23 protein-coding genes are annotated in these 25,165 nt (G+C 67.4%); 12 read left to right on the top strand and 11 right to left on the bottom strand.

Translation table 11 applies throughout. The annotated features are described in order from the left end of the window. Positions 1-49 precede the first annotated feature (49 nt). The 5 genes from C1Y63_RS08580 to C1Y63_RS08560 all read right to left on the bottom strand — a co-directional run bounded on the left by C1Y63_RS08580 (position 50) and on the right by C1Y63_RS08560 (position 4,871). Entirely contained in the window at positions 50-1,426 is a 1,377-nt protein-coding gene (locus tag C1Y63_RS08580; RefSeq protein ID WP_233195653.1) for a S1C family serine protease, read from the bottom strand. Between the two features lie 229 nt (positions 1,427-1,655). Beyond that, the gene (locus C1Y63_RS08575) at positions 1,656-3,071 is read right to left on the bottom strand and encodes a HAMP domain-containing sensor histidine kinase (protein WP_233195652.1); all 1,416 of its coding nucleotides are present in this window, start codon (positions 3,069-3,071) and stop codon (positions 1,656-1,658) included. A gap of 86 nt (positions 3,072-3,157) precedes the next feature. Then, complete coding sequence (locus tag C1Y63_RS08570; RefSeq protein ID WP_106016043.1) at positions 3,158-3,850, bottom strand: response regulator transcription factor; 693 nt, start codon at positions 3,848-3,850, stop codon at positions 3,158-3,160. Positions 3,851-4,415: 565 nt separating this feature from the next. After that, positions 4,416-4,589: a 50S ribosomal protein L32 gene (rpmF, locus tag C1Y63_RS08565; protein ID WP_106016042.1), complete on the bottom strand. Its 174-nt coding sequence runs from the start codon at positions 4,587-4,589 to the stop codon at positions 4,416-4,418. A gap of 15 nt (positions 4,590-4,604) precedes the next feature. Next, a complete protein-coding gene (locus tag C1Y63_RS08560) occupies positions 4,605-4,871 on the bottom strand; it encodes a type B 50S ribosomal protein L31 (RefSeq protein WP_106016041.1) in 267 nt (88 codons plus the stop codon). 1,290 nt (positions 4,872-6,161) lie between these two features. Between C1Y63_RS08560 and rpmB the strand changes: the two genes are divergently transcribed. The 6 genes from rpmB (at position 6,162) to C1Y63_RS08530 (ending at position 9,280) form a co-directional block, all read left to right on the top strand. After that, positions 6,162-6,398, top strand: a complete 237-nt coding sequence (rpmB, locus tag C1Y63_RS08555; RefSeq protein WP_075725347.1) for a 50S ribosomal protein L28 — start codon at positions 6,162-6,164, stop codon at positions 6,396-6,398. Positions 6,399-6,401: 3 nt separating this feature from the next. Beyond that, a complete protein-coding gene (gene rpmG, locus C1Y63_RS08550) occupies positions 6,402-6,566 on the top strand; it encodes a 50S ribosomal protein L33 (RefSeq protein WP_027013145.1) in 165 nt (54 codons plus the stop codon). Between the two features lie 3 nt (positions 6,567-6,569). Further along, positions 6,570-6,875, top strand: a complete 306-nt coding sequence (rpsN, locus tag C1Y63_RS08545; protein WP_075725345.1) for a 30S ribosomal protein S14 — start codon at positions 6,570-6,572, stop codon at positions 6,873-6,875. A gap of 12 nt (positions 6,876-6,887) precedes the next feature. Further along, positions 6,888-7,136 (top strand): 30S ribosomal protein S18, encoded by a 249-nt coding sequence (gene rpsR / locus C1Y63_RS08540; protein ID WP_106016040.1) that lies wholly within the window; start codon positions 6,888-6,890, stop codon positions 7,134-7,136. 423 nt (positions 7,137-7,559) lie between these two features. Beyond that, positions 7,560-8,603 carry a putative nucleotidyltransferase substrate binding domain-containing protein gene (locus C1Y63_RS08535; RefSeq protein ID WP_106016039.1) on the top strand — a complete coding sequence of 348 codons (1,044 nt, stop codon included), beginning with the start codon at positions 7,560-7,562 and terminating at the stop codon, positions 8,601-8,603. Then, positions 8,603-9,280, top strand: a complete 678-nt coding sequence (locus C1Y63_RS08530) for a TetR/AcrR family transcriptional regulator (RefSeq protein ID WP_106016038.1) — start codon at positions 8,603-8,605, stop codon at positions 9,278-9,280. The genes C1Y63_RS08535 and C1Y63_RS08530 overlap by 1 nt, the downstream gene beginning before the upstream one ends. 145 nt (positions 9,281-9,425) lie before the next feature. On the opposite strand, the gene C1Y63_RS08525 is transcribed toward C1Y63_RS08530, so the two are convergent. The 4 genes from C1Y63_RS08525 to C1Y63_RS08510 all read right to left on the bottom strand — a co-directional run bounded on the left by C1Y63_RS08525 (position 9,426) and on the right by C1Y63_RS08510 (position 15,302). Further along, a complete protein-coding gene (locus C1Y63_RS08525) occupies positions 9,426-10,256 on the bottom strand; it encodes a CoA ester lyase (protein WP_106016053.1) in 831 nt (276 codons plus the stop codon). Between the two features lie 251 nt (positions 10,257-10,507). Beyond that, positions 10,508-12,064, bottom strand: coding sequence for a bifunctional phosphoribosylaminoimidazolecarboxamide formyltransferase/IMP cyclohydrolase (gene purH / locus C1Y63_RS08520; protein ID WP_106016037.1), 1,557 nt, complete (start codon positions 12,062-12,064; stop codon positions 10,508-10,510). Between the two features lie 126 nt (positions 12,065-12,190). Then, positions 12,191-12,808, bottom strand: a complete 618-nt coding sequence (gene purN, locus C1Y63_RS08515) for a phosphoribosylglycinamide formyltransferase (protein ID WP_233195657.1) — start codon at positions 12,806-12,808, stop codon at positions 12,191-12,193. A gap of 508 nt (positions 12,809-13,316) precedes the next feature. Further along, a complete protein-coding gene (locus C1Y63_RS08510; protein WP_106016035.1) occupies positions 13,317-15,302 on the bottom strand; it encodes a hypothetical protein in 1,986 nt (661 codons plus the stop codon). Positions 15,303-15,711: 409 nt separating this feature from the next. Between C1Y63_RS08510 and C1Y63_RS08505 the strand changes: the two genes are divergently transcribed. Further along, positions 15,712-16,437, top strand: coding sequence for a M23 family metallopeptidase (locus C1Y63_RS08505; RefSeq protein WP_106016034.1), 726 nt, complete (start codon positions 15,712-15,714; stop codon positions 16,435-16,437). Positions 16,438-16,681: 244 nt separating this feature from the next. On the opposite strand, the gene C1Y63_RS08500 is transcribed toward C1Y63_RS08505, so the two are convergent. Then, positions 16,682-19,345, bottom strand: coding sequence for a UvrD-helicase domain-containing protein (locus C1Y63_RS08500; protein ID WP_106016033.1), 2,664 nt, complete (start codon positions 19,343-19,345; stop codon positions 16,682-16,684). 211 nt (positions 19,346-19,556) lie between these two features. Here C1Y63_RS08500 and C1Y63_RS08495 point away from each other — a divergent pair, with 211 nt between their 5' ends. Then, complete coding sequence (locus C1Y63_RS08495) at positions 19,557-19,919, top strand: chorismate mutase (protein WP_369831038.1); 363 nt, start codon at positions 19,557-19,559, stop codon at positions 19,917-19,919. A gap of 50 nt (positions 19,920-19,969) precedes the next feature. On the opposite strand, the gene C1Y63_RS08490 is transcribed toward C1Y63_RS08495, so the two are convergent. Next, complete coding sequence (locus C1Y63_RS08490; RefSeq protein ID WP_146128907.1) at positions 19,970-20,302, bottom strand: hypothetical protein; 333 nt, start codon at positions 20,300-20,302, stop codon at positions 19,970-19,972. Positions 20,303-20,837: 535 nt separating this feature from the next. Between C1Y63_RS08490 and pgi the strand changes: the two genes are divergently transcribed. From pgi to C1Y63_RS08470, 4 genes are all read left to right on the top strand, one after another. Continuing rightward, positions 20,838-22,481, top strand: coding sequence for a glucose-6-phosphate isomerase (gene pgi, locus C1Y63_RS08485; protein WP_106016030.1), 1,644 nt, complete (start codon positions 20,838-20,840; stop codon positions 22,479-22,481). After that, the gene (locus C1Y63_RS08480) at positions 22,471-22,956 is read left to right on the top strand and encodes a hypothetical protein (RefSeq protein WP_146128906.1); all 486 of its coding nucleotides are present in this window, start codon (positions 22,471-22,473) and stop codon (positions 22,954-22,956) included. Before pgi ends, C1Y63_RS08480 begins: the two co-directional genes overlap by 11 nt. Before the next feature lie 126 nt (positions 22,957-23,082). After that, positions 23,083-24,336, top strand: coding sequence for an MFS transporter (locus C1Y63_RS08475; RefSeq protein ID WP_233195651.1), 1,254 nt, complete (start codon positions 23,083-23,085; stop codon positions 24,334-24,336). Between the two features lie 94 nt (positions 24,337-24,430). Continuing rightward, entirely contained in the window at positions 24,431-25,090 is a 660-nt protein-coding gene (locus C1Y63_RS08470) for a hypothetical protein (RefSeq protein WP_106016028.1), read from the top strand. Positions 25,091-25,165 lie beyond the last annotated feature (75 nt).

Genomic DNA, 25,165 nt, shown 5'->3' with positions numbered 1-25,165 from the left:
CATCCACCGCAGTCCACGCGCCCGGGGAACAATCATCGGTCAGTGTGCTCTAGCTTAGCGTGATGGTGACTTCGCGGATGTCGTTTCCGGAATCCCGATCCGCGACCTTCAGGGTGATGGTGTCGCCGAAGTCGTGGGAACGAATCGCCGCGATGAGCGCGTCGGCCGAGTCCGTCTGCCGGTCATCGACCGCGAGGATGACGTCGCCGGGGCGGATGCCCGCTTCCTCCGCGGGGGAATCCGGGTCCACCTGGCCGACGAGCGCGCCGGAGACCCGGGAACCCGGGGCGAGGCGCACACCAATCTTCGGGGTGGTGACGTGGCCGTCCTCGATGAGCTGCTGGGCGATCTTGCGGGCCTGGTTGACGGGGATCGCGAACCCGAGGCCGATGCTGCCGGCCTCACCATTGATCTGCGCCATGGAGGCGATGACCGAGTTCATGCCAATCAGGTTGCCGGACATATCGACGAGCGGGCCGCCGGAGTTACCCGGGTTGATGGCCGCATCCGTCTGGATGGCGTCAATGAGCGAGCTTTCGCCGCCCTGCTGCCCGGAGGCCCGCACCGGGCGGTTGAGCGCGGAGACGATACCGCTGGTCACCGTCGCGGACAGGCCCAGCGGGGAACCGATCGCGACGACCTGCTGGCCGACACGCACCTCATCGCTATTACCGAAGCTGATGACCGGCAGATCCTCCGCGCCGCGCAGCTTAATGACCGCAATGTCGTAGGAGGTGTCGCCGGCAACGAAGTCCGCCTCGAAGGAGCGGCCGTCGTTGAGCTGCACGAGCATCTGGCCACCGTCGGCGGCGTTCTTCACCACGTGCATGTTGGTGAGCACGTACCCATCGGAGGAAATAATCGACCCGGAGCCCTCATCGACGGCCTGCGGGGAGGCCACCTTGATGCTCACCACGGTGGGCAGCACGTTCGCCGCCACCTCCTCCACCGAGCCGGGCGTGCTGGTGGCGGTGCGGTGAATCTGCGGCTGCTCCCCCAGTGCGTTAACCACGTTCGTGGAGGAGGTGTCCTGCTGCCCCGCCACGACGACACCAGTGATCGTGCCGGCGGCGATCGACCCAACGAGCATCATCGACAGCGCGGTCGCCAAGCCGACCGTGCGCTTCGGGCGCACCTCAGGCTGGGCCACACCCCCGGCGGGACCCGCGAGCGGGACCGCCTCCTCCGGGATGAGCGCGGCGGGTGCTTCCTGGGCGCGGTGCGCGCCCTCCCGAGGGGCCTGGGCGGCCGGGCCGTAAGGGTTGGCCGGGGTATCAAAGTCAGCCACCGGGATCTCCTGCGTCGGCTGCGCGTCGCGGTAGGGGTTCGCCGGGTGCGGCTGCGGCACCTGGCCGGGGTGCGCCGCAGCGGGCTGCGGGGTGGTGGAATCGTGTGCGGGATTCATGGGCGTGGTGTGCTCGTTCATGCGGTCTAGAATGCGCCGCGCGTCTGCGCAGGCACTGGGATGAGTTCGGCAGGAGCTTAGGAGAAAGTTTCCGATTTCCTGAAAGGATATGCCCTCTACCACACCCACGGTAGAAGCCCAGCTCAGGCCACAATCCTGCGCGTGCGCCGCCCACGATAGGTGCCTGGCGCACAGCACAACCCCCGGAGGTGCCCTCCGGGGGTTGTTCGTTGCCACGCGGGCGGTGCGGTTAGTTCTTGGGCTCGCGGGCGGCAGCGCCTGCCTCGCGGGTGCCGAAGGCGAAACCCCAGCCGCTGCCGCCCTTCGGCCCCTGCGGCGCCTTGGTGAGATCCTCGGCGCTGGGGGCGCCCGGCAACGTCACGGTCATCATGGTGCCGCCGTCGGAGCTTTCGCCGGCGACAACGGTGCCGTTGTGGCGGTTGACGACCTGCTTGACGATCGCCAGGCCCAGGCCGCTGCCCGGCATGGAGCGGGACTGGATGGAGCGGTAGAAACGCTCGAAGACCTTCTCCCGCTCGCCGACGGGGATACCGGGGCCCGAGTCGGAGATCGTCAGCACCAGCTGATCGCCGACCTCCTTCATGACGACGCGGACGACACCATCCCCGGGCGACCACTTCGCCGCATTGTCCAGCAGGTTGAGCACCGCCCGGCCCAGGGCGAAGGGGTCGCCTTCGACGAACCAGGGCTGGTACGCCACATCGAAAGTCACATCGGAGCGGCGGCGCTGCACCCGCTCCAGGGAAGTCTCGACGGTCTCCATGAGGTCGACGACTTCGAAGTCCTTCTCCGGACCGTCTTCGCGGGCCAAATCCACGAGGTCGCCGACCAGGGTGGACAGCTCATCGAGCTGGGCGATGACGTCGCGTTCCAGGTCGCGGCGGTCCTGCTCCGCGATCTGCGCGGAACCCGCCTGGCTGACCATCATGAGCAGCTCAATGTTGGTGCGCAGCGACGTCAGCGGCGTCTTCAGCTCGTGGCCGGCATCGGCCACCAGCTCCGTCTGCCGGTGCCGGGAGGCCTGCAGGGCGCTGAGCATCCCGTTGAAGGAATTCGTCAGCTGTGCGATCTCGTCGGTGCCCTCCACCGAAATCGGGCGCAAGTCATCAGTGCGGGCCACGTAGTCGACCGCATTCTGCAAACGCTTGACCGGCCGCAGCCCCGCGGACGCGGCCACCGCACCCGCAGCAATCGCCACGAGCACGCCCAAGCCACCGATGAGCAGCAGCACAATACCCAGGGAGCTAATCATCTGGTGTGTTGAGCCCATGTCCTGGGCGAGGATGACGCGCGCGCCCGCGGCGTTCCGCTTCGCGAGGATGCGCTCGTTACCCGCGGTGCGCACGGTGCGGTCCTTCTCGTTCTGCAGCACCGCAGCCTCGTCCTGGAAATCGATGGGATCGCCGACACCAGCCACCGCCCCGGCCCCGAAGTAGGCGATGCGAATGTCCGGGTTATACACCTTAAACATTGCGATCTCCGCGCCGGGATTGACGAGGAAATTCGGATCGAAGGACTTACTCAACAGCGAGTTCGCCTTCTCATCCAGTTCAGAATCGACCTGGTTCGACAGCGACGCGGACACCGTCCAATACGCCACCACCGACATCACAACCACGGCCAGCGCCACCATCGAGGCGGTCACGACCGACAGTTGCCACCGCAGCGAACTCCGCCGAGACCCCTTACCCGGGGCCTCAGGGGCCTGCAGCCCAGATGTCTTTCTCAAAATCACGGAGCAGTCTCCCGCAACACATAACCCACGCCGCGGACCGTGTGAATCAGACGCGGCTCACCAGCCGCCTCCGTTTTGCGACGCAGGTACCCAATGTACACCTCCAACGCGTTGCCGGAGGTGGGGAAATCATAGCCCCACACCTCCTCCAGGATCGCCGCCCGGGACAGCACCCGCCGCGGCGAGCGCATGAGCAACTCCAGGAGCGCGAACTCCGTGCGCGTGAGCGAAATCTGCCGATCCCCCCGCGTCACGCTGCGGGTCTCCGGGTCGAGGCGCAGATCAGAAAACGCCAGCCGCGCCGAATTCGACGACACCGACGCATCGGCCGCGGCGCGGCGCAGCAAGCTGCGCACCCGCGCGAGAAGCTCCTCCAAGGCGAAAGGCTTCGGGAGGTAATCATCGGCCCCCGCATCCAGGCCGGCCACACGATCAGAGACCCCATCACGGGCGGTGAGCACGAGAATCGGGCGGTCGTCACCATTGCCGCGCAGCGTCCGGCACACCTGTAGACCATCCAGGCGCGGCATCATCACATCCAGGATCACGAGATCCGGCTGCTCAGCATCAATCACGCGCAACGCATGCTCGCCGTCCTCAGCGAGGACGACCGTGTAGCCATTGAACGTCAACGAGCGCCGCAGGGACTCCCGGACGGCCTGCTCGTCATCAACAACAAGAATCTTCATTGCGCCTTCTGCTGTACCAAGAAAAGAAACGAAAAACCCGGCACCCGCGCGCATCAACCGCACACGGGCGTAGGTCACAAAGGAGGGCAGTACGGCGCGCAAGGACCACAGGCAACACCTGTGGCCGGACACGGCCGCACCCGCATCGCGGAAAACACCATCACTGGTTCCACCCCGCCCGCACTCCACCCAGGTAGAGCACCAGCGGACATATGCGAATTGACGCAGGGTAGAACAGACTCTGAAAAGCTTACTCTACTGAGAGCGATTCAACCGGCGATAACCTGCCAGAAAACCCCCACCAGAGGCGTACACCACACCCACAGCCACGACCCCAAGAAAAACCTCAACAGCACTTAAGAAGCCCCTGATAAGACTGACCATCGATCAAGATCGCTCAGCGCCCCGCCACTCCCCACTCCCTATCCGGGTACACGTGCCACTGATGCACCACCCCCGACACCACAGACCGCAACATGCACGCAGCCCGCCCTCCCAGACAAGGGAGAACGGGCTGCGATGGAACTCGTGTCACCTCACACGGAGGCGACAGGCTCACGAAGTCTTAGAACTGCTCGACCTCGACGAGACCCAGCTGAGCTGCCTTGACCAGGCGGCGCGGGATCAGGTGAGTGCGGCCGTCGATCTTGACCTCCTGGAGGGCGACATTGTCGGCCTTCCACTGAGAGCGGCGAGAGTGGGTGTTAGCACGCGACATGCGACGCTTCGGAACTGCCATTTTTCTTTCCCTCCTTTAGTCTTTCTTCGCGCGGCGAGCGCGGTTGCCGTAACGACGCTGGAACTTCTCGACACGACCAGCGGTGTCCATGACACGCTGAGCGCCGGTCCAGAACGGGTGGGACTCGCTGGTGACGTCCACGACGATCAGCGGGTACTCGTTGCCATCTTCCCACTCAACGGTGCGCTGAGAGGTGGCGGTGGAACGGGTCAGGAACTTGAAACCCGTGCCGGCATCCTGGAAGACCACCGGGTGGTAGTCAGGGTGGATATCCTTCTTCATTAACGATCCTTCAATAAGGTTGACCATTACCGTAGACCTCATCCACCTGATGTGGAGAGCGATCCCTGTTACAAGCCGCCGGGATTCACAAAAACCTTTCGCCACCAGCGAGCTCCCTGGAAGTCAGCGGGGAACCATCATGACCCGCGAGCTGAGCGTGTGCACGAGAACTCAGCGGGGAAGGCACTGGTGAACGCGCGAAAGGCGTCTACGAGCGGAGCCCAGAAGTTGGGCAACTCTTGGAAATCCTACAGACAACGCGGGCAAAAACCTAACCCACCCCCGCCCACTACCCCGCAGCCGCCCACCAACCGGCCACCAACACACCCCATCGACACGGCGACGCCAGAGCTTTTCACGGCAACCTGACACAGTGTGAACGCCGTGGCGCGATGACAGGGCGCCTCACTGTGGACCCACCCAGGGCCCAACACAGCAGCGCCCAGACAGCACCGCGACGAGAGGGACCCTAGCGAGAAAACAAACGCATCTTTCGGGATTGCGCGCACCAGCGCGCGGACGAGCACACCTCAACCAACCGGGTTCGTTGCGCGGCGCGCCGACGCTGCAAAAGGCGATGGAGATAGCGACTCGCCCCAACCGCGGCCGGCGTGAGCACCTGCCCAACAGCAATCGCCGCGAGTACCTCGCGACAGACTCGGCAGGGCGCGCACACTACGACCACTCGGAGACCGCGCAGCAAAAATTCAGCCAACACCCGACTCCAACACCGCGATAGCCACCCCTCGAGCGCCACATATATATAGGAACGCTGCGGGACCACGCCCCATCGAAGGGACCGTCCCCCACAGGCCACCCCGGCGGCCGCCAGCGACTGCCCGTGAGGCACGGGCAGACATCGCCGGTGTGTTGTGCGCAGCATTTGGACACACACTGCTTTAGGCTCAGGGACGTTTCGACGGTGGGTCACACCCACACGCAGTCCCCACAACCGGGCGCCACCACGTCCCGCAGGACTGGTCCCGCACGACATCCTCCCAAGGACTGCCCCACCGACACTTCTCCCCCAGTTGTCACTTTCGCCACGGCCGACATGGCGCAACACGCACCCGCGGCACGGACGGCGAGTGACAGAGGCGCCGATCGTGGCCACGTGCGGCTTGGTCGATTAGGCAAACGCTCGGGCATACCTGTATGGTTGTCCCTTGCTGTTGTCAAAATGTTCGTTTAACGCCCCGTCAGCTGGCATGGCCGCGCCCCGGAGATGATTTTTCCTCTGGTGCGGCTGCGGCCACCGTTGCACGTGGGCGGCTAGGAGAAAGAAAGTCCATGTCGGCAATTTGCCAGGTCACGGGACGTCAGCCGGGTTTCGGCAAGTCTGTCTCGCACTCGCACCGGCGCACCAACCGCCGTTGGAATCCCAACGTGCAGCGCCGCAAGTTCTTCCTGCCCTCTGAGGGCCGTACCATCACCCTGACTGTGTCCACCAAGGGCCTGAAGGTTATCGACCGCGACGGCATCGAGTCTGTCGTTGCTGCGATCCGTGCACGTGGGGAGAAGATCTAACAGATGGCACGTAACGATATTCGTCCGATCATCAAGCTGAAGTCTACGGCTGGCACCGGTTACACCTACGTCACCCGTAAGAACAAGCGAAACAACCCGGACCGTATGACCCTGAAGAAGTACGATCCGATCGCCCGCAAGCACGTCGAATTCCGCGAGGAGCGATAATTCATGGCTAAGAAGTCGAAGATCGCCAAGAACGAGCAGCGCAAGGAAATCGTCGCCCGCTACGCGGAGCGCCGCAACGAGCTCAAGGCCATCATCAAGAACCCCAACTCCACCGACGAAGAGCGTCTGGATGCTCAGTACGAGCTGAACCGCCAGCCGCGTGACGCCTCCCCGGTGCGCGTTCGTAACCGCGACGCTGCCGACGGCCGTCCGCGTGGTTACCTGCGCAAGTTCGGTCTCTCTCGTGTCCGTGTCCGTGAGATGGCTCACCGCGGTGAGCTGCCCGGCGTTCGTAAGTCCAGCTGGTAAGGGAGTTTTCTAATGAAGCGCACCAACATGAAGAAGGCGCGGATGGAGCAGTCCCGCCGCCCCAAGAAGAACCCGCTCAAGGTCAAGGGCATCACCTCGGTGGACTACAAGGACACCGAGACCCTCTCCCTGTTCCTCTCTGATCGTGGCAAGATCCGTTCTCGTCGCGTCACCGGCCTGACCCCGCAGCAGCAGCGTCAGGTTGCTACCGCCGTGAAGAACGCCCGTGAGATGGCTCTCCTGCCGTTCACGAACCGCTAAGCACGACGGTTGTACAAAGGGACAGTTTTGACAGCCTTTTAGCCCCACATTGTGGGGCCGGGCGTCCACTGCCACCACACTGTGCGCAGTGTTGATGCCACCCCAAACAACCCACCTCCGAGTGTTCTCGGCGGGTGGGTTTTTTGGTACCTCCGCCGCAACCCCACCGCTGCTTCGCGCCTGCAGCAGGAATCATCGCCGCCGTACAGAGCGTCCGCCGTCCTGCCCGTCCAGGCGGCGCTAGGATATGGGGAACTGCCACCGGCCGACCACGCCGACGTCCAGCGCGTCCCGCCCGTCGCGGTGGTGCGTGCTCGGGTGGTTCGGTGTCGGCCCTTTCCCGCCACGGGCACCCCCATACCCCTGCTCTCTTGTTCGTCCGCCTCTGTCCGCGCGTTGTCTTCTCGTGAAAGGTTTCTTCGCATGCTGCACGAGTCTTTGTATCAGCTGGCCGCTGAGGCGCCCACCTGTTCCTCCCTGCCGATGGCACGCGGGGTGCTGGCGGACGCCTACGATGTGCTGCGCCAGTCGGCACGCCACGCGGGCGACGCCACGGAGCTGGGTGCATGGTTGTCCCGCATCGTCGTCGATGTCATCAACTCCCCCGCCGTTATTGCCTCCGTGGGCTGCGGCACCCAGTTCTACCCCTCCGGTGCCTTCGGCCGTTTGGAGGGCCTCGTCGACTCCCGCGTGCGGCTGCTGACGTGGGGCACTGCCGCGGCGCAGGACTTCGCCGCCGAGCTGTTGACCTCCGCCGGGCTCACGGTCCGCACCCCGCTGCCGGCGGCGACTGCTGCCGGCTGGCAGGACATCGCCCGGGAGGCGGTGGCGTCCCGCGATGCGGAAACCCTCGGTCTCATCAACGATGCCGGCACCTGGGGGAACTTCGCTATTCACGCCGCAGCAGAGAAAACCTGCGGGGTCGCGGATGTGGCCACGATCCTGCGCGACGATGCGCTCGCGCACCGGCCTCCGGCGGTGGTCGTGAAATCGGGGCTGCCGGACAAGGAGTCGTGGTTCGACATTCGGGAGCACCTCGTGGTGCCCGCAGCCCGGCTGGCGCGCTGGGCGGGGTTTGCCGCCGGTGCCCGCAGCACCCACACCCCCACCCGCTTGGCGGTCGCGGCCGCCGCCGGGGTGGTGGAACCCGCGGAAGCCGACGCCTTGCGCCAGGCGTGGGTGGCGGGCATGGACACCTACCTGTTCCTGTGGGCCAACGGCATGCCGGTGAAGCAACAATTGTTTGCTGACTTGCCGCCGATCCAGCGCACTCTGCTTGGTGCGAGTGCCAGAGCGGTGGCCGATGTGGCCCGCAGCGTCGCCGCACGATCCGCCCCACCGGGTGCTGCGCCCACGGCGCAGACCACCTACCACTCCAGCGTCACCCCACCTGTGGCCAGTGCGTTGCACTCTGGCCCCACGACCCAGCAAGCCGCGGCTGATGCCCGCGCAGAGGGAGAGCACTAATGGCCGGCAGCGTCGGACGCCCCCGCAAGCACAGCCCCCGCCGCAAAGGGTCCACCGCCCGGGAGGAAATCCTGGACGCCTCCGCGGAGCTGTTCACCACCCAGGGCTACGCCACGACCTCCACGCACCAGATCGCGGACGCGGTGGGGATTCGGCAGGCCTCCCTGTACTACCACTTCCCCTCCAAGGCGGACATCTTCATCTCCTTGTTGAAGTCCACCACGGAGCCCTCCCTCGCGATCGCGGAGCGCCTCGCCGCCCCGTCGACGGATGCTTCCCCGGAGCTGCGGCTGTGGGCCCTGGTGGCCGCCGAAGCCCGTCTGCTCATGAGTTCCCGCTGGAACCTGGGCCGGCTGTACCAGCTGCCGATTGCCGTCAGTGAGGAGTTCGAGGAGTTCCACCACGAACGCCACCAGCTGGCCGCCGTGTTCACGGACCTGGCGGAGGAGATCGTGGGCGCCGGGGATACGCGCGCCCAGTTGCCGTTCCTGCTGTCGCAGACGGTGACCGAGATGCGCCCCAACAACGGCACCGCCCCCTTCGATGTCTCCGGGCACTCCCTGCCGGAGGAGGCGGTCATGCTCGCCGACGCGGCACTGACGGTCCTCGGTGCCGAGCACCCCGCCGAGCGGGTGGAGTGGACGACGCGCGTGCTGGCCGAGGCCGCAGAGCAGTAACACCCCCATCCCCGCAGTAGCACCAGCACCCCACGCTCAGCGGGTCCCGGGTGCGCGCATGCCAGCGCCCCACCAGAACACGTTCCTCGTGTCCCTGCTGGGGCGCTTCGCTGCGTGAGGCGGAGTGTGGCTGCCGCCTGGGTGCTTAGGCCATGTGCTCGGCGCGGGCCACGATGCGCTGGGCCTGCGCGATGAGCGGGGCGTCAATCATTTCCCCGTCCAGCTTGAACGCGCCCGGGTGCTGTGCCGCGCCCGCCACCACGCGGCGCGCCCACTCCACCTGGGCCGGGTCCGGGGCGTACGCCCGGCGGATGGTCGCCACCTGGGCGGGGTGAATGCAGCAGGTGCCCATGAAGCCGCTGCGGGCGGCATCGGCGGCCTCCTCAAACTGGCCCTGCTCGTCGCGGAAGTCCGCGTGCACCGCATCGAGCACATACTTGCCGTGGGCGGCGGCGTGCAGGTGCATGAGGCTGCGCGCCAGCATCATGGTGGTGCGGTAGGGGCCGGGCCGATCCGCCGGTGCGCCTTCGTCCGGCAGGTAACGGGAGTGCGTGCCCCCGAGGAACTGGGTGAGGTCTTCCGCACCCCAGAACAGGCCCACGACCCGCGGGTCGGCGGCAATATCCTCCGCGTGAAGGACCGCCAGGGGGGTTTCGATCATGGCGATGACCTCAAAGCCGTCGCACTCCGGCGGCAGTGCTGCCTGCACCTTCGGCACCATGATCGTGTGGTAGTTCGTTTCCCGCACGGCGGCGATGTCGGCGGCGAAGCCGGGGTCGTCGGGGCCGCACACCCGCACGATGGTGGTGTCGGGGTCGAGGGCACTGGTCACCACGTTCCGGCGGGCGGTGTCGCGATCGTGTGCCCCGGCACCGTCCTCCAGGTCGAGGATCACGGTGTCGGCGGCGGCGACCGCTTTGGCGAAACGCTCCGGGCGGTTCGCGGGCGCGAACAGGACAGCGGGGCCGGGGTTCATCGTGGGCACCAGGGGGTTCCTTCCAACGGCGGATGACGGGCGGGGGTGTCCCCGCCGCTGGCGCGGGCAGGGACTACTGGTCCCAGTATGCCGCACCCGCCCGTCGCGCAGCACCCCCGCGAGAAGGCCGCCGCCCCACCGTGAGCGGTGCTGAGATGCACGCGGCTGTACACACACGACGGCCCCGGGCGCGCCATCACCGGTCGGCGCCCGGGGCCGGGGGTGGCACCAGTGTGGTGCCCAGTGGGTGTTTAGTGCGCGAAGTGGCGGGCACCCGTGAGGTACATGGTCACACCGGCCGCAGTGGCGGCCTCAATGACCTCGGCGTCGCGGATGGAACCACCCGGCTGCACGACGGCGCGCACGCCCGCCTTGGCAAGCACTTCGAAGCCATCGGCGAAGGGGAAGAACGCGTCCGAGGCCGCCACCGCGCCACGGGCGCGCTCCTCGCCCGCGCGCTGCACGGCGAGACGGGCGGAATCCACTCGGTTGACCTGCCCCATGCCGACACCGACGGTGGCGCCGTCGCGGGACAGTAGGATGGCGTTCGACTTCACAGCACGCACCGCGCGCCACGCGAACTCCAGCTCCTTCAGGGTGGCCTCGTCGGCGGGCTCGCCTGCGGCCAGCGTCCAGTTGGCGACCGCGTCTCCGTCGGCGTCGACGAGGTCGCGCTGCTGCACGAGCATGCCCCCGGAGACCTGCCGCAGCTCCCGGCCGGCCCGCTGCGGGGCCTCGGCCTGCAGGATGCGGATGTTCTTCTTCTGCGCCAGCAGCTCCACCGCGCCCTCGGCGTAGGAGGGGGCGATGATGACCTCGGTGAAGATGTCGGCGACCTGCTGCGCCATCTCCACGGTGACCTCACGGTTGGCGGCGATGACGCCACCGAAGGCGGACACCGAATCGCAGGCGTGGGCGGCCCGGTGGGCGGCCGCAATCGACTCGTCGCTCACAGCAATGCCGCAGGGGTTGGCGTGCTTGATGATCGCCACGCAGGGGCGCTCATGATCCCACGCGGCACGCCACGCCGCATCGGAGTCGGTGTAGTTGTTGTAGCTCATCTCCTTGCCGTGGAGCTGGCGGGCGTACGCCAGGCCGCCGTGCTCCGCGGGGTCGACGTAGAGCGCCGCCGACTGGTGGGGGTTCTCCCCGTAGCGCAGCGTGTGCGCCAGGTTGAGGCTCATCCCCATCCACGGCTGATACTCCTCCGTGGAGGTCTGCTCCCCCATCCAGGTCGCCACCGCCACGTCGTAGGCGGCGGTGTGGCGGAACGCGTCGACCGCCAGCTGGGTGCGCTGCGCGCGGGTAAACCCTCCCGCGGCCACCGCCTCAGCGACCTCCCCGTAGCGGGCCGGGTCGACCACCACAGCGACACTCGGGTGGTTCTTCGCGGCGGCGCGCACCATCGACGGCCCGCCGATATCGATCTGCTCCACGCAGGCATCGAAGTCCGCGCCCGAGGCCACCGTCTCGGTAAACGGGTAGAGGTTGACCACCACCAGCTGGAAGGGGGAGATCTCCAGCTCGGCCAGCTGCGCCAGGTGATCCTCCTTGCGGGTATCCGCCAGGATGCCGGCATGCACCCGCGGGTGCAGGGTCTTCACCCGGCCCTCCAGGCACTCGGGGAACCCGGTGAGGCTCTCCACGGGGGTGACGTCGATCCCGAGGGCGGCGATCGTCTTCGCCGTCGACCCGGTGGAGACGATCTCCACCCCATGGTCGGCTAGCGCCCGGGCCAGATCCTCCAGCCCGGTCTTGTCGTACACGCTGACCAGCGCGCGCTTGATGGCTTTCACGTCATCACTCATGGGGCTTCTACTCGCCGTCGCTTTCACTTCGTAGGAATGGGGGTGGTGACCTGGACTGACACAGGTGACCGGGGGGGGAACACAGCCACACTCACCTGCCGCAGCAGGGTGAGCAGGGTGGGAGAACTACTGGGGTGCGCGCCGCCGTGTCGCCGCCGCGATGGCGGCCAGCGGGTCGTTGCGCAACACGGAGACGATGAGGGCGCGCTCCACGACCTTGATGCGTTCGTGCAGCACCTCCTCGGTATCCCCGGGGAGCACCTCGACGGGGCGCTGGGCGATGATGGGGCCGGTATCGACCCCGCCGTCCACCACATGCACCGTGGATCCGGTGACCTGCACCCCATAATGCAGCGCATCCCGCACCGCGTGCGCGCCAGGGAAGGCGGGCAGCAGGGCGGGATGCGTATTGATGATGCGGGGTGCGAAGGCGGCGAGGAACCCCTCGCCAAGGATCCGCATGAAACCAGCAGACACCACCAGGTCGGGGTGGTACTCCCCCACCGCGGACGCCAACGCCACGTTCCACGCGGCACGATCCGCGCCCGCGCTCAGCGGCACCTGGGCTGTCGGCACACCCCGGGCGGCGGCCTTGTCGAGGGCCGCGCACTGGGTGTCGCTGACGAGGCCAACGACCTCATAGCGGGTGCCGGGGGTGGGGGCGGCCGCCCCGCGCATGATGGCGTCGGCCAAGGTGCCCGCCCCGGAGGCCAGAATCACGACCCGCACGACGTCGCCCGCCACGGGGGTTGCGGTGGGTGCGGCTGCGGGCGCAGCCGGTGTCTGTGCGGTTGGGTGGTCACCTGTCGTCGCTGAGGTCACGGACAACATCCTAGACGAGCACACACGGCCAGCAGGAAACTCGCGGCGGGGGCAGCGGCTACCCCCGCACCACCCGAACAACCCCCTCACGTGCCCTCACGAAGGCCGCCGAATCACCCGGCAGCCACGGGCCAAAACACCACGTCACACACCACGCGCGCGCCTCTCACTGGCCCTGCAGCAGCCACCCACACCAAGTGCTGTCACCCCAGTGCGGTGGGGAGGAAAAATCCCACAGCGCACACCACCTCGGTGCCCCGATCGACACCGGCCACCCGTAGCCAGCACCGCACATATCGCCCCGCACCTATCTCAGGTCGCTCAGTCCGCGGCCCGCCCCACGATCCCCGCAGACAGCTGTGCCCCGAGCACCACAGGCGCGCAGCCTTAATGTCTCGGGGCACAACCAGCCGGTGAGGGGGCTGGGTGGCTACTCGTCCTCGCGCTGGGCCTCGGCGCGCTCGCGGGCGGCGCGCAGGGCGTTGAGTTCGTCCTTGATGGTCGTGCGCGGCGCGGACTCGTCCATCTCCGACTCGCTGTCGTCGGCAGTGGGCTCGCCAGCCCCCTCCGGGGTGGCTGCGGGCGCACCGTCATGGGCGGTCTCGGAGTCCTCATCACCTGCATCCGGGTCCCCGGAGTCGGTGTCCGCTGCCTCCGCCGCGTCGTGCAGGTCGTCCGCCTCTGCGTGCACGCCGCCGGCGTCGGCGTCGGCCAGCGCATCGTCGTCGACATCCTCAGCGGCAGCGATGTCCTCGGCGGCGTCGTGATCGGCAGCGGTGCCCTCAACGGAGTCGACCCCGCCCGTGGCGGACACCTCTCCAGGCACCTCGTCATCGGCGTCGGCATCATCCCCGGCGTCTGCGGCAACGTCGGCGTCGGCCTCAACCTCAGCATCGGGGTCCTCCACCCCAGCATCTGCGTCGCTATCCGCAGCAGCATCGTCCGCGTCGTCTGCGTTCTCGGCGGGCTCACTGGCCTGAGCCTCGGAGGCGTCTTCGTCGTCGACGGCGAGAGCCTCCGCGTCGGCCACGCTCACGTCCTCATTCTCCGCGCTTACTGTGGGGGCTGCTGCGGTGTCGTCGCGCGCCTCGGCGGCGGTGTCGACAGTGTCTGCGGTCTCGACCGCGACGTCCTCGTCCTCAGCGGCGGCATCAGCGGCCGTCGCGGCGGCACCGCTGGCCGTGCTGGCTGCTGCGGTGGTGGTGCGGCGGTTGTCGCGGGCGATGGTGATGAACAGGGCGATGAGGGCACCGGCAGCGAAGAAGCTCGCCAGGGACAGTGCTGCCGGCCAGTAGGACGCACTCAGGGTCCCGAGAACACCCATCTGCCCAACGGTGAAGAACAACAGCACGCCGAGACCGACGACGATGCTCACCAGGGCGGTGAACAGCTGGCCAAGCACGGTGGCCCAGGTGGGGCTGGTGCGGGGTGCCCGGTAGACGATGACGGCGGCGATGACGACGCCGACAAGCCCGGCCAGTCCGAGGCGCTGCCACTGTTCCCAGGAGTGCTGGGGAACGGCGGCGAACCACAGCATCGGCGGCAGCGGGGCCTGGAGGATGGTCTCCTGTCCGAGGGCCACGAAGGTGTCGCCGACGAGGATGTAGCCCAGGCTGCCGAGGACGAGTCCCACGACGGCGGCGGTGGGGATATAGAGGGCAGCGAGCCCGATGTTGCCGACCCAGGCGGGAGCACCGCTGAAGGCGTGGAGGAACGTCGATGCCTCCGACCAGTGCAACCCCAGCGCCACGCTTGCGAGCACGAACCAGGCGATGAGCATCGCGGTGAGGAACTTCGCGCCCAGGGCGATGCCGTGGACGAGGAACTCGGGGATGCGGAACTTGCGGGCCAGTGCCGCGCACAGTTTCACCCCGCCGCCGGCAACGAAGGCGATGACCTCCAGGATGGCGACGCGGCCCAGCGCCTGCCCCATGGGCGGGGTGCCGACGGGCAGCACTGTCGCCGCGTCGAGGAGCATGCCCGCCGCCACGAGCGTGAGCAGCAGGGGGATGCCGATGGTCGCCACCATGAGCACGCCCAACTGCCGCAGGGTGATGCGGCCCCCGATGACGCCGCGCACGCGGCGGGCGGTCGCCAGGCACACGATGAGGCCCGGCAGCAGCGGCACCACCCCGAGGGCCGTGTCGCGGCTCGCGACGGGGGCGGTCATGGTGACGAGGAAGAGCTGCGCGATGGTGGCGGGCAGCGCCACGAAGGACGAGCCGGTGACCAGCAACGCCACAAGAGCCACAGCAATCACAAGCGTGACCACTATCACATTGAGGATGAGGGACGGCAAGGCGAAGCCCTGAAGCAACGCCTTCCACGAGCCGCCAGCGGCCGCCGCAGGGGTTGCCGGAGCCTTCGCCCGGGCCGCTTTCGCGCGCGCCCGCGCCGCCTTCGTGGGGCGCGCCACGGGGCGCGGACTTCGTCCCGAACGTGCCTGTGGGCTTGTCTTCTTACTCACATCGAACCACTGTGCCACGCAGACGCAGCCCTGTGGTTAAGGCGTGCCCAAGGATGTCACCAACTTCGCAGCCACGCCCGCACCACACCCACACGCACGCCACCCACCCGACGTTCAATAACAATTCGATAACGACCGTAACGTTCAGACTGAACGCCACGACGTGAAGTTCGAGCCGCATTTTTTCCAAAAAGGGTTGCCGGACCGCAACCAAACCGTTATCGTTGACTCTCGTTAGATAACGGGATGGTCACGATTGCATGTGGTCCACTCGACAGCATCACGTCACACCCGGCGGATGCCACAGACAACAACCACCGTGATCCCGGTAGTGAAGAACCTGAGGAAGAGGCTTTCAATGCAGAAGCAGGCTCAGCGCAGCAGTGCAGGCGCACACCGCAAGACGAGCGTCTCGCACTCCACGAAGGGCGCTGCAGCCCTGCTGGCCGTCGCCACCGGTGCCGCCGGCTCTGCCGCCGCCGCAGGCGCAGCTGTCGCCCACGCCCAGGCTCCTGCCGAAGCCCCCGTCGCCCCCTCCTATGAGTTGGCCGCCGACGACGCGCAGATCATCATCGACTCTGCCCCGCAGATCCTCGAGATCGCCGAGTTTAAGCCGGTCGCGAACCTCGCCGACCAGGTGACCAAGGCCATCCAGTACGCCGGCGAGCGCAAAGCCGCCGACGAGGCCGCCCGCGCGCCGCAGGCCGTCAAGCCCGCCGAAGGCATCCTGACCTCCGGGTACGGCATGCGCTGGGGCACCCTCCACGCCGGCATCGACATCGCCAACTCGCTGGGCACCCCGATCGTCGCCGTCGAGGACGGCACCGTCATCGACGCGGGCCCGGCCTCCGGTTTTGGCCAGTGGGTGCGCATCCAGCACGAGGACGGCACCATCACCGTCTACGGCCACATGGAAACCATCGACGTCTCCGTCGGCCAGCAGGTCACTGCCGGCACCAAGATTGCGGGCATGGGTTCTCGCGGCTTCTCCACTGGCGTGCACCTCCACTTCGAGGTTCACCCCGGTGGTGGCGGCGCGATCGACCCCGTGCCGTGGCTCGCAGAGCGCGGCATCAACGTCTAAGACGTTCCCCCGCACACCGCAGCAGCTTCTTCACGCTTCAAGGCCCCACACGCACCCCGCGTGTGGGGCCTTCGCTGTTGCCGCCTCGCGCAATTGAGCCAGACGGCGGACCAGGCGGCCTGTGGGCACCGACAGGGCCCACGCCAGGGGCTTCACGCGCCGAACACTCCCCCACGCCCCACAGGCATCGGGGAAGGGGGCACTCGGCGCGCGGCTGCGGCAACACTCAGCCGCACTCGAGCGCTTAGAGCTTCTGGATCGGGACGTTACCCAACAGCATGAGGCGGATGGTGCCGGAGGAACCGAAGTTGATCACCGCCGTATCGGCGGGGGCACCACGGTTGACTTCCTCCACCGTGCCGAGACCGTACTTGTCGTGCACGACCCGATCACCGGCGGCCAGCTGCAGATCCAGCTTCCCGACGTTCGCCTTCGGAATCCCGCCACGGGGCTGCTTCCTCGCCGAGGGCTTCTGCCCCCACCCGGAGCGCGCACCACCAGAGGAACCACTGCGGTGGTAGCCGCCGGAGGAACTCCCCCAGCCGCCGCCCCAGCCGCTTGAGCCCCAGTCGTCGCCGGAGTCGTAGTAGGGCTCCTCGCGGCGCCACTCGATGAGCTCAGTGGGGATTTCCTGCAGGAAACGCGACGGCGGATTCGTCATGGGGTTGCCCCACGCGGAGCGCATCATGGCGCGGGTGATGTAGAGACGCTTACCCGCACGGGTGATACCGACGTAGGCGAGGCGGCGTTCCTCCTGCAGCTCCTCCGGGTCGCCGAGGGAACGGGTGTGGGGGAACATGCCGTCCTCCCAGCCGACGGAGAACACGACGGGGAACTCCAAGCCCTTCGCCGTGTGCAGCGTCATGAGGGTGACAACCTGGTCCTGGCCCTCGGGGAGCTGATCGGAGTCGGCGACGAGGGACACGCGTTCCAGGAACGCGGCCAGGCTGCCGGGTTCGGGCTGCCCGTCATCGAGGTCGACGACGAAGTCCTCCGCCGCACCATCGCTCGGGGCGATGCCGGAGTTCTCGTCCTGGGCGAGGGCGCGGGCGACAGCCGCCCGGGAACCGGAGTCCATCTCCTCGTAGGCGCGCAGGTTCGCCGCCTCGGAGGCGAACTCGCGGGCCACCGCCACGAGCTCGTTGACGTTATCCAGCCGCGTCATGTCCTGAGGATCGTTGGACTTCATCAATTCATCCCGGTAGCCGGTGGCCTCCAGAACATCCGTGACGACCTGGCCCAGATCCGGGTAGCCGGTGGTGGCGTCCCGGGCGGCCAGTGCCGCCATGCGCAGCGAGTCCATCATCTGCACAAAATTCGCAATCGCCGTCTTCGAGCGCGTCGCCAGGCCATCAATCTGCCCGGCCGCGGCGGCGCTGAGCGCCTGCGCGAAGCTGAGCTGGTGGGAGTCGGCGTACATCGTCACCGTGGACACCGCCTTATCGCCGATGCCGCGGCGTGGGGTGTTGATGATGCGCCGCAGGCTCACCGTGTCCTCCTCGTTGTCGAGCAGGCGCAGGTAGGCGACGATGTCGCGGATTTCTTTCCGCTCGTAGAAGCGGGTGCCGCCGACAACCTTGTAGGGAATCCCGGAGCGAATAAACACGTCTTCCAGGGCGCGGGAGGAACTGTTGGTGCGGTACATCACGGCCATCTGCCCGAAGGCGATGCCCTTGTCCGCCAGTTCGTCGATCTCGCCGGCGATGAAGCGGGCCTCGTCGTGCTCGTTGTCGGCCACGTAGCCGACAATCGGCTCCCCGGCCCCCTCAGCAGTCCACAGGCGCTTCTCCCGGCGGCCATCATTGCGGGCAATGACCGCGTTGGCCGCATCCAGGATCGTCTGCGTAGAACGGTAATTCTGCTCCAGCACAATCGTGCGGGCCTGGGGGTAGTCGCGCTCAAATTCTTCAATGTTGCGAATCGTCGCCCCACGGAAGGCATAGATCGACTGGTCGGCGTCGCCCACCACACACAGCTCGGAGGGCTGCAGCCCGCTCGTCGTCGGCACCCGGCCCACCAATTCACTCACCAACACATACTGGGCGTGGTTGGTGTCCTGATACTCGTCGATGAGTACGTGGCGGAACCGCCGGCGGTAGTACTCCGCCACATCCGGGTGGCGCTGCAGGATACTGACGACCTCAGCAATGAGATCGTCGAAGTCGACGGCGTTCGCCTGCCGCAGCTGCCGCTGATAGTCGGCGTAGATCTCGGCGATGGTGCGGCGGTAGGGGTCCGCGCCCGTGGCCTCCACGCCGGCGGCTTCCTCAGGACCTACGAGTTCGTTCTTCCAATTCGAAATGCCGTTGGCCACGCCGCGCGGGGTGAACTTCTTGATGTCGAGCTGGCGGTCTTTGATGATCTGGTTGATCAGCCGCAGCGAATCATCCGAGTCGTAGATGGAGAAGTTGGTGTTCAGACCGTCCACCAGGTGCGCCTGCTGCCGCAGGATCCGCACACACGTCGAGTGGAACGTGGATACCCACATGCGTTCCGCGATGGGGCCAATGAGTTGGGCGACACGTTCCCGCATCTCCGTGGCGGCCTTGTTGGTGAAGGTGATGGCAAGCACCTGCCAGGGGGCCACGCCCCGGGCCGCCAACAGATAAGCGATCCGGCGGGTGAGCACCGCCGTCTTCCCGGATCCCGCACCCGCCACGATGAGCAGGGGGCTGCCGGTGTGCTCCACGGCGGCGCGCTGCTGCGGGTTGAGCCCCTCGAGGAGCTGCTCCACCGGCACGGCCCGCACGCCGGGCTGTTCCCCACCCGGGTAGCCGCCGGCGGCGGACGGACGCCCAGCGGCGAAAGGATGCGCGCCGCCGTCGCGGGCGCCCGCAAAAGGATTGTCGGCGGCGTCGCGCGCACGGGCCGGGCGGAAGGGGGTGGAGTTCGAATCCTGAGACACCATAGTGATTATCAAACCTACAGGTCTGTGCCGCAATTGGCATCCTCACAGCTGGGAACAGTCGTTCGAGACTTGCTCGCCACGAAGGAGCCCCGCGCAACCATGCACACACCTGGGTGCGCTGCCCCGCCACCCGGGCCCCACCACGGGCGGGAGACACCCAGTTTCCCGCAGCGCACGGGTGGAAAATATCGGGCACTGCGGGGCCCACACTGTGGCACAATGGTGCACCATGAACGCCCACGACGGTGACACCACCGCTACCCCCGACACCGCCACCCAGGAGCCTTTCGACATCCGCATGCCCACCGGCACGGATGACCCCTTGTCTGATGCGGAGATCCAGCAGTACCGGCAGGAAATCGACCGCCTCGACCGGGTGATCCTGGACGCGGTGAAGCGCCGCAGTGAAGTCTCCCGCGCGATTGGCCGCACCCGGATGGGGTCCGGCGGCACGAAGCTCGTGCACACCCGGGAGGTCGCCATCATCAACCAGTTCCGGGAGGAAATTGGTGAAGAGGGTCCGGCCCTGGCGAACCTGTTGCTGCGCATGGGGCGCGGCAAGCTGGGCTCCTAAGACCCCGGCATCCGGCGGCGCGCCCCGCTCGGAGCGCGCCTCCGCCGTCGCTAGTGCTCGGGGGCGGGCGGCGACGCCGGCTCCACGGCGGGCAGGTCGCGGTTCGGCAGGCCGGCGGGGGCGGCCGCGCGCTGGCGCAGGCGGGCGTGGAAGAACTCCACCTGCTCCGCCCAGGAGGTGAAGTCCTGCGGGCCGGTGGTCACATCAGACTGTCCGCGCAGGCGCGCCAGGCGTTCCCAGCGCACATATTCGCCCAAAACCTCCACCATGAGGTCGGCGACCGCGACGTGGTGTTCGCGGGCGGCCTCCTCCAGCTGGGCGAGCAACTCCGGGGCCAAGTCGAGGGGGTACGTCGTGTGGTCACTATTGCTGGTGGCACTCATGCCACCACTGTGCGCGCCCGCTGCGGCGCTGTCAATGGTCTGCGACACACCACCCCCGCACGCACCACCCCTTCTCTGAGATCTCCCCCATTTCTCCCCCGCACCCCACCGGCAGGTCCGGTTGTGTGGTTTTCCGCCCGTTCCCACACTCGCGCAGGCGTCTGGTGCCGGAGTGCGGCGACCGGCAACTCCCCGCCAGCCGCCCCCACACTGGATGTGTGTTCCATCTCCCCGGCCCGCCCTGAACTGGCCTAACTCACACTCTCGCCCGCGGTGTGGGCCCGCGCGGTGGTCGCGTGTGGGTTGGGCGACTAGATTGGTTTCCGGACAACGTCGACTCCGCCGACACCCACACACCCCACACAATCCCACACCCATCCCGCCCCGGCGGGTGCCCATGGAGCACCCCTCTCACGGTCCTCCATCACACTCGCCCCGGGAGAACACCCCTGAACACCTGGCAGGGTGGCGATTGTGCGCGTCGGGGCGCGCGGGCGACGACGACAACACCTTATGTGTAAGGAATGAACCTGACATGTCTTTTGACATTTCCTCCACTGAGCAGTGGCAGAAGCTCGCCACCCACCACACCGAGATGGCGAACACCACCCTGCGCGACCTGTTTGCCGCCGATGCCGCCCGCGCCGAGAAGCTGACCTTCGACGCCGCCGGCCTGCACGCGGACCTGTCGAAGAACCTCGTCACCACTGACACCCTCGCCCTGCTCATCGAGCTGGCTGAGGCTGCCGGGTTGAAGCAGCGCACCGAGGAGATGTTCGGCGGCGTGCACATCAACAACACCGAGGACCGTGCGGTGCTGCACACCGCGCTGCGCCTGCCGGTGGAGCAGTCCCTCGAGGTCGACGGCCAGGACGTCGCCGCGGACGTGCACGATGTGCTCTCCCGCATGCGGGACTTCGCGCACGCCCTGCGCTCCGGGGAGTGGCTGGGCTACACCGGCCACACCATCAAGACGATCGTCAACATTGGTATCGGCGGCTCCGACCTGGGCCCGGCGATGGCGGTGCAGGCGCTGCGCTGCGAAGCAACCGCAGGTATTTCCGCCCGCTTCGTCTCCAACGTCGACCCGGCAGACTTCCACGCCAAGGTCGATGACCTCGACCCGAACTCCACCCTGTTCGTCGTGGCCTCCAAGACGTTCACCACCCAGGAAACCCTGGCGAACGCCCACGCGGCGAAGCGCTGGATCCTTGATGCCTTCGGCGACGAGGCCGCTGTCGCGAAGCACTTCGTGGCGGTGTCCACCAACGCAGAGAAGGTCGCCGAGTTCGGCATCGACACCCGCAACATGTTTGGTTTCTGGGACTGGGTGGGCGGCCGCTACTCCGTCGACTCCGCCATCGGCCTGTCGCTCATGGCGGTCATCGGCCCCATGGACTTCATGCGGTTCCTCGACGGCTTCCACGCCATGGACGAGCACTTCCGCACCGCCGACTTCGACAAGAACCTGCCGGTGCTCATGGCGCTGCTCAACGTCTGGTACGGGGACTTCTATGGCGCAGAAACCCACGCGGTGCTGCCCTACTCGCAGGACCTGGCCCGCTTCCCCGCCTACCTGCAGCAGCTCACCATGGAATCCAACGGCAAGTCGGTGCGCCGCGACGGCTCCGCCGTCACCGTGGACACCGGTGAAATCTACTGGGGTGAGCCGGGCACCAACGGCCAGCACGCCTTCTTCCAGCTGCTGCACCAGGGCACCCGCATGGTGCCCGCCGACTTCATCGGTTTCGCCCGCCCCCGCCAGGACCTGCCGACCGCCGACGGCACCGGCAGCATGCACAACCTGCTCATGAGCAACTTCTTCGCGCAGACGAAGGTGCTGGCGTTCGGCAAGAACGAGCAGGAGATCTCCGCCGAAGGCGTGCCGGTCGACTTGGTCACCCACAAGGTGATGCCGGGCAACCGCCCCACCACCACGATCCTCGCCGAGGAACTCACCCCCTTCATCCTGGGCTCCCTGATCGCCCTCTACGAGCACATCGTCTTCGTCGAGGGTGTCATTTGGGACATCAACTCCTTCGACCAGTGGGGTGTGGAGCTCGGCAAGAAGCAGGCCGGCGACCTGCTGCCCGCCGTCGATGGGGACGTTGCCGTCGATTCCGGCGATGCCTCCACCGATGAGCTCATCACCTGGTTCCGTGCCCACCGTGGCGCCTAAGCGCACCACCGCCCGCGCTGCTGCGGGCGGTGCCCTCCTCTGCCTCGCCCTGGGGTTGGTGAGCTGCGCGGAGCTGAGCAAGGATCTCGCGTTCGGCGATATCGAGCACTCCGAGCAAACCCAGGTCACCGTCACCCTGGGCCACCTGGATGACCAGGACCGCTACCTGGTGGTCTGCCCGGAGACCACCGCGAAGCAACTGGCCCGCACGCTGGGTACCCAAGCGCCCGCGAAGTACCCGGAGGACGGCTACACGGATCGCTCCGCGCTGGTGTTCCTCACCCCCCGTGGGGAGACCACGCTGCGCACCTACGCGCTCGACCGCTTCGACCTGTGCAAGTCCTCCAACGCCTGGGAGGTCACCGACATCACCCAGCCGCTGAAGCTGACGAAGGACGAGAAGTCCGGCGCCTGGTACGCCTCCCCCGTGCCGGCGGCGGAAGCCACCGCCAATACCGGCACCGTGGTGAACTAGACCCACCACGCACGCCCCGCATGCACCCCCACCCGCATCCTTGCGGTGGGGGTGCCGGCGTTTGCGCGCGTTCACTGTCGCCCCGGGCGCACGGGAAAGACGCACCGGGGCCTACAATGTGGCATCGTGTCTACCCCAGCCCAGCCCACCGGCGCGCCGACGCCTGCCCGCATCCTCATTGTCGCCGGCATCGCGATCGTGCTCACCGCACTGAACATGCGCGCCGCCGTCACGGGGCTTTCCCCACTGCTGCCGCGGATCACCGCCGACCTGGGTATGACGACCACCCAGGTGGGTCTCGTCGGCATGATCCCCACCGCCATGTTCGCGGTCTCCGCCCTGGTGAGCCCAAAGATTCTCAAAATCCTCACCATCCCCCGGGCGCTCTGCGCCGGCATGGTGCTCACCGCCTTGGGCCAGTTGCTCCGCGTCCTCGTGCCGACGGTGCCGGGCATGTTTGCGGGTTCCCTGCTCGCCCTGTTCGCGATCGGTATCGCCAACGCGCTCGTGCCGCTGGCGGTGCGTGCCTTCTTCCCCACCCGGGTGCCCGCCTGGTCGATGGGGTACCTGGTGACCATGCAGGTGGGCATGTCCATGGCGCCGCTGCTCGCGGAGCCGCTGGCCGCCGCCGGTGATGCCGCCACCGGCGGACACGGCTGGCGCATCAGCCTCGGCGCCTGGAGCATCCTCGGCGTGCTCGCGGCAACCGCCTGGCTGCCACTGCTGGGCATGCCGCGTTCGGCGGTGGCGGCGAAGGCCTCGGCCGCCCCCTCCAGCCTGCCGGTGTGGCGCACCCCCGTCGGCTGGGGCCTGGCCACCATGTTCGGGTTCACGTCTTTCGCCACCTACGCGATGATGCTCTTCCTGCCGCAGATGTACGTCGACGGCGGGGCCACACCCCAGTTCGCCGCACTCATGCTGTCGGTGTGGGCGGGTCTGGGCCTATCACTGGCCTTCATCGGCCCCTGGCTGGTGGGGCGCTTCACCAACCCCTACCCGGCGATGGTGGCGTTCCTCATCATGTTCGTCGTCGGCAACATCGGCATCGCCACCAATCCCATGTCCGCCCCCTGGGTGTGGGTGGTGCTGTCCTCCCTGGGGCCCTGCGCGTTCCCCATGGGGCTCACCCTGGTGAACATTCGCGCCCGCACCATGCTGGGTGCGACAAGCCTGTCGTCGTTTGGGCAGGGTGCCGGCTACACCCTGGCCTGCGGTGGGCCGTTCTTCGTGGGCCTGCTGCACGACCACGCCGCCGGCTGGGCGTGGCCCACCGCCGCCACCACCGCGGCCTTGGTCGTCGTCGCCATCGGCGGTTTTTTCGCCTGCCGGCCGGTGTACGTGGAAGACCAGCTCGCCGCCCGGGGGATCACAGCGGCATAAGCGATCCTCCGCCGCGCCTCCGAGGCAGGATCACAGGCGCGCCTGCTGCACTCGAGAAGCACCCCAGAGAGCCCATGCGCTAAACTCTGCCACCATGAGTTTGCTTGCGCGCGCAGTCCCGTCTCGGCCTTCTACCCGCACCACCCGCACGGTGTGCGCCCTCGGTGTCGCCGCCCTGCTGCTGTCGAGTTGCTCCCGCGGCCCGGCCACCGACAACACCTTCACCGACGCCCTTGCTGACGCGTCGCTGCTGGAGAAAGTCACCTACCGGATCCCGGAGCTGTACTCCACGGAAGACAATGCCATCGACTTCTGGGCGGTCGGCTGCCCGGGCGCGGGCCGCCAGGCGATGGAATACCAGCTGTCGCTCGAGATGCCTGACTACCCGGAGGACGGCCCGAAGGAAGGCGAGCAGCTGCTGATCCTCGCCAACGAGGACAACTGGTACGAGTTGAAGAACATCCCCTCCGACGAGGTGGACCTGTGCTACACGGATGTGCTGGCGGGCGTGTACCACCCGGTCACCCAGGCGATGGACTTCCAGCACCTCGATGGCCGGTGGCGGATGAGCCTGGAACCGGATTCCTTCTTCGTCGACGAGCTCAACACGCGCGCCCGCTACGGCGCGAACGTCGAGAACGAAAACCCGGACGCGATGAGCGACGAGGAAGCCGCCGGGGACGCACCGGCAGCAGAAGCGCCCGCGGCCCCTGAGGCCCCTGAGGCCCCGGCGACGACGCCCGCCGCCGAGTAACGCACCCGCGCGCCCCGCGAGGAATCCCCCACCGCCCCGAGCCGCGTCTCTGCTCGGCTGGCAGGTGGGGTTCCT

Source organism: Corynebacterium sp. 13CS0277 (genome assembly GCF_002994655.1).
Taxonomy (GTDB): Bacteria; Actinomycetota; Actinomycetes; order Mycobacteriales; family Mycobacteriaceae; genus Corynebacterium.
The sequence above is the reverse complement of the archived record's forward strand: the minus strand, read 5'-3'. Positions and strand labels throughout refer to the sequence as shown.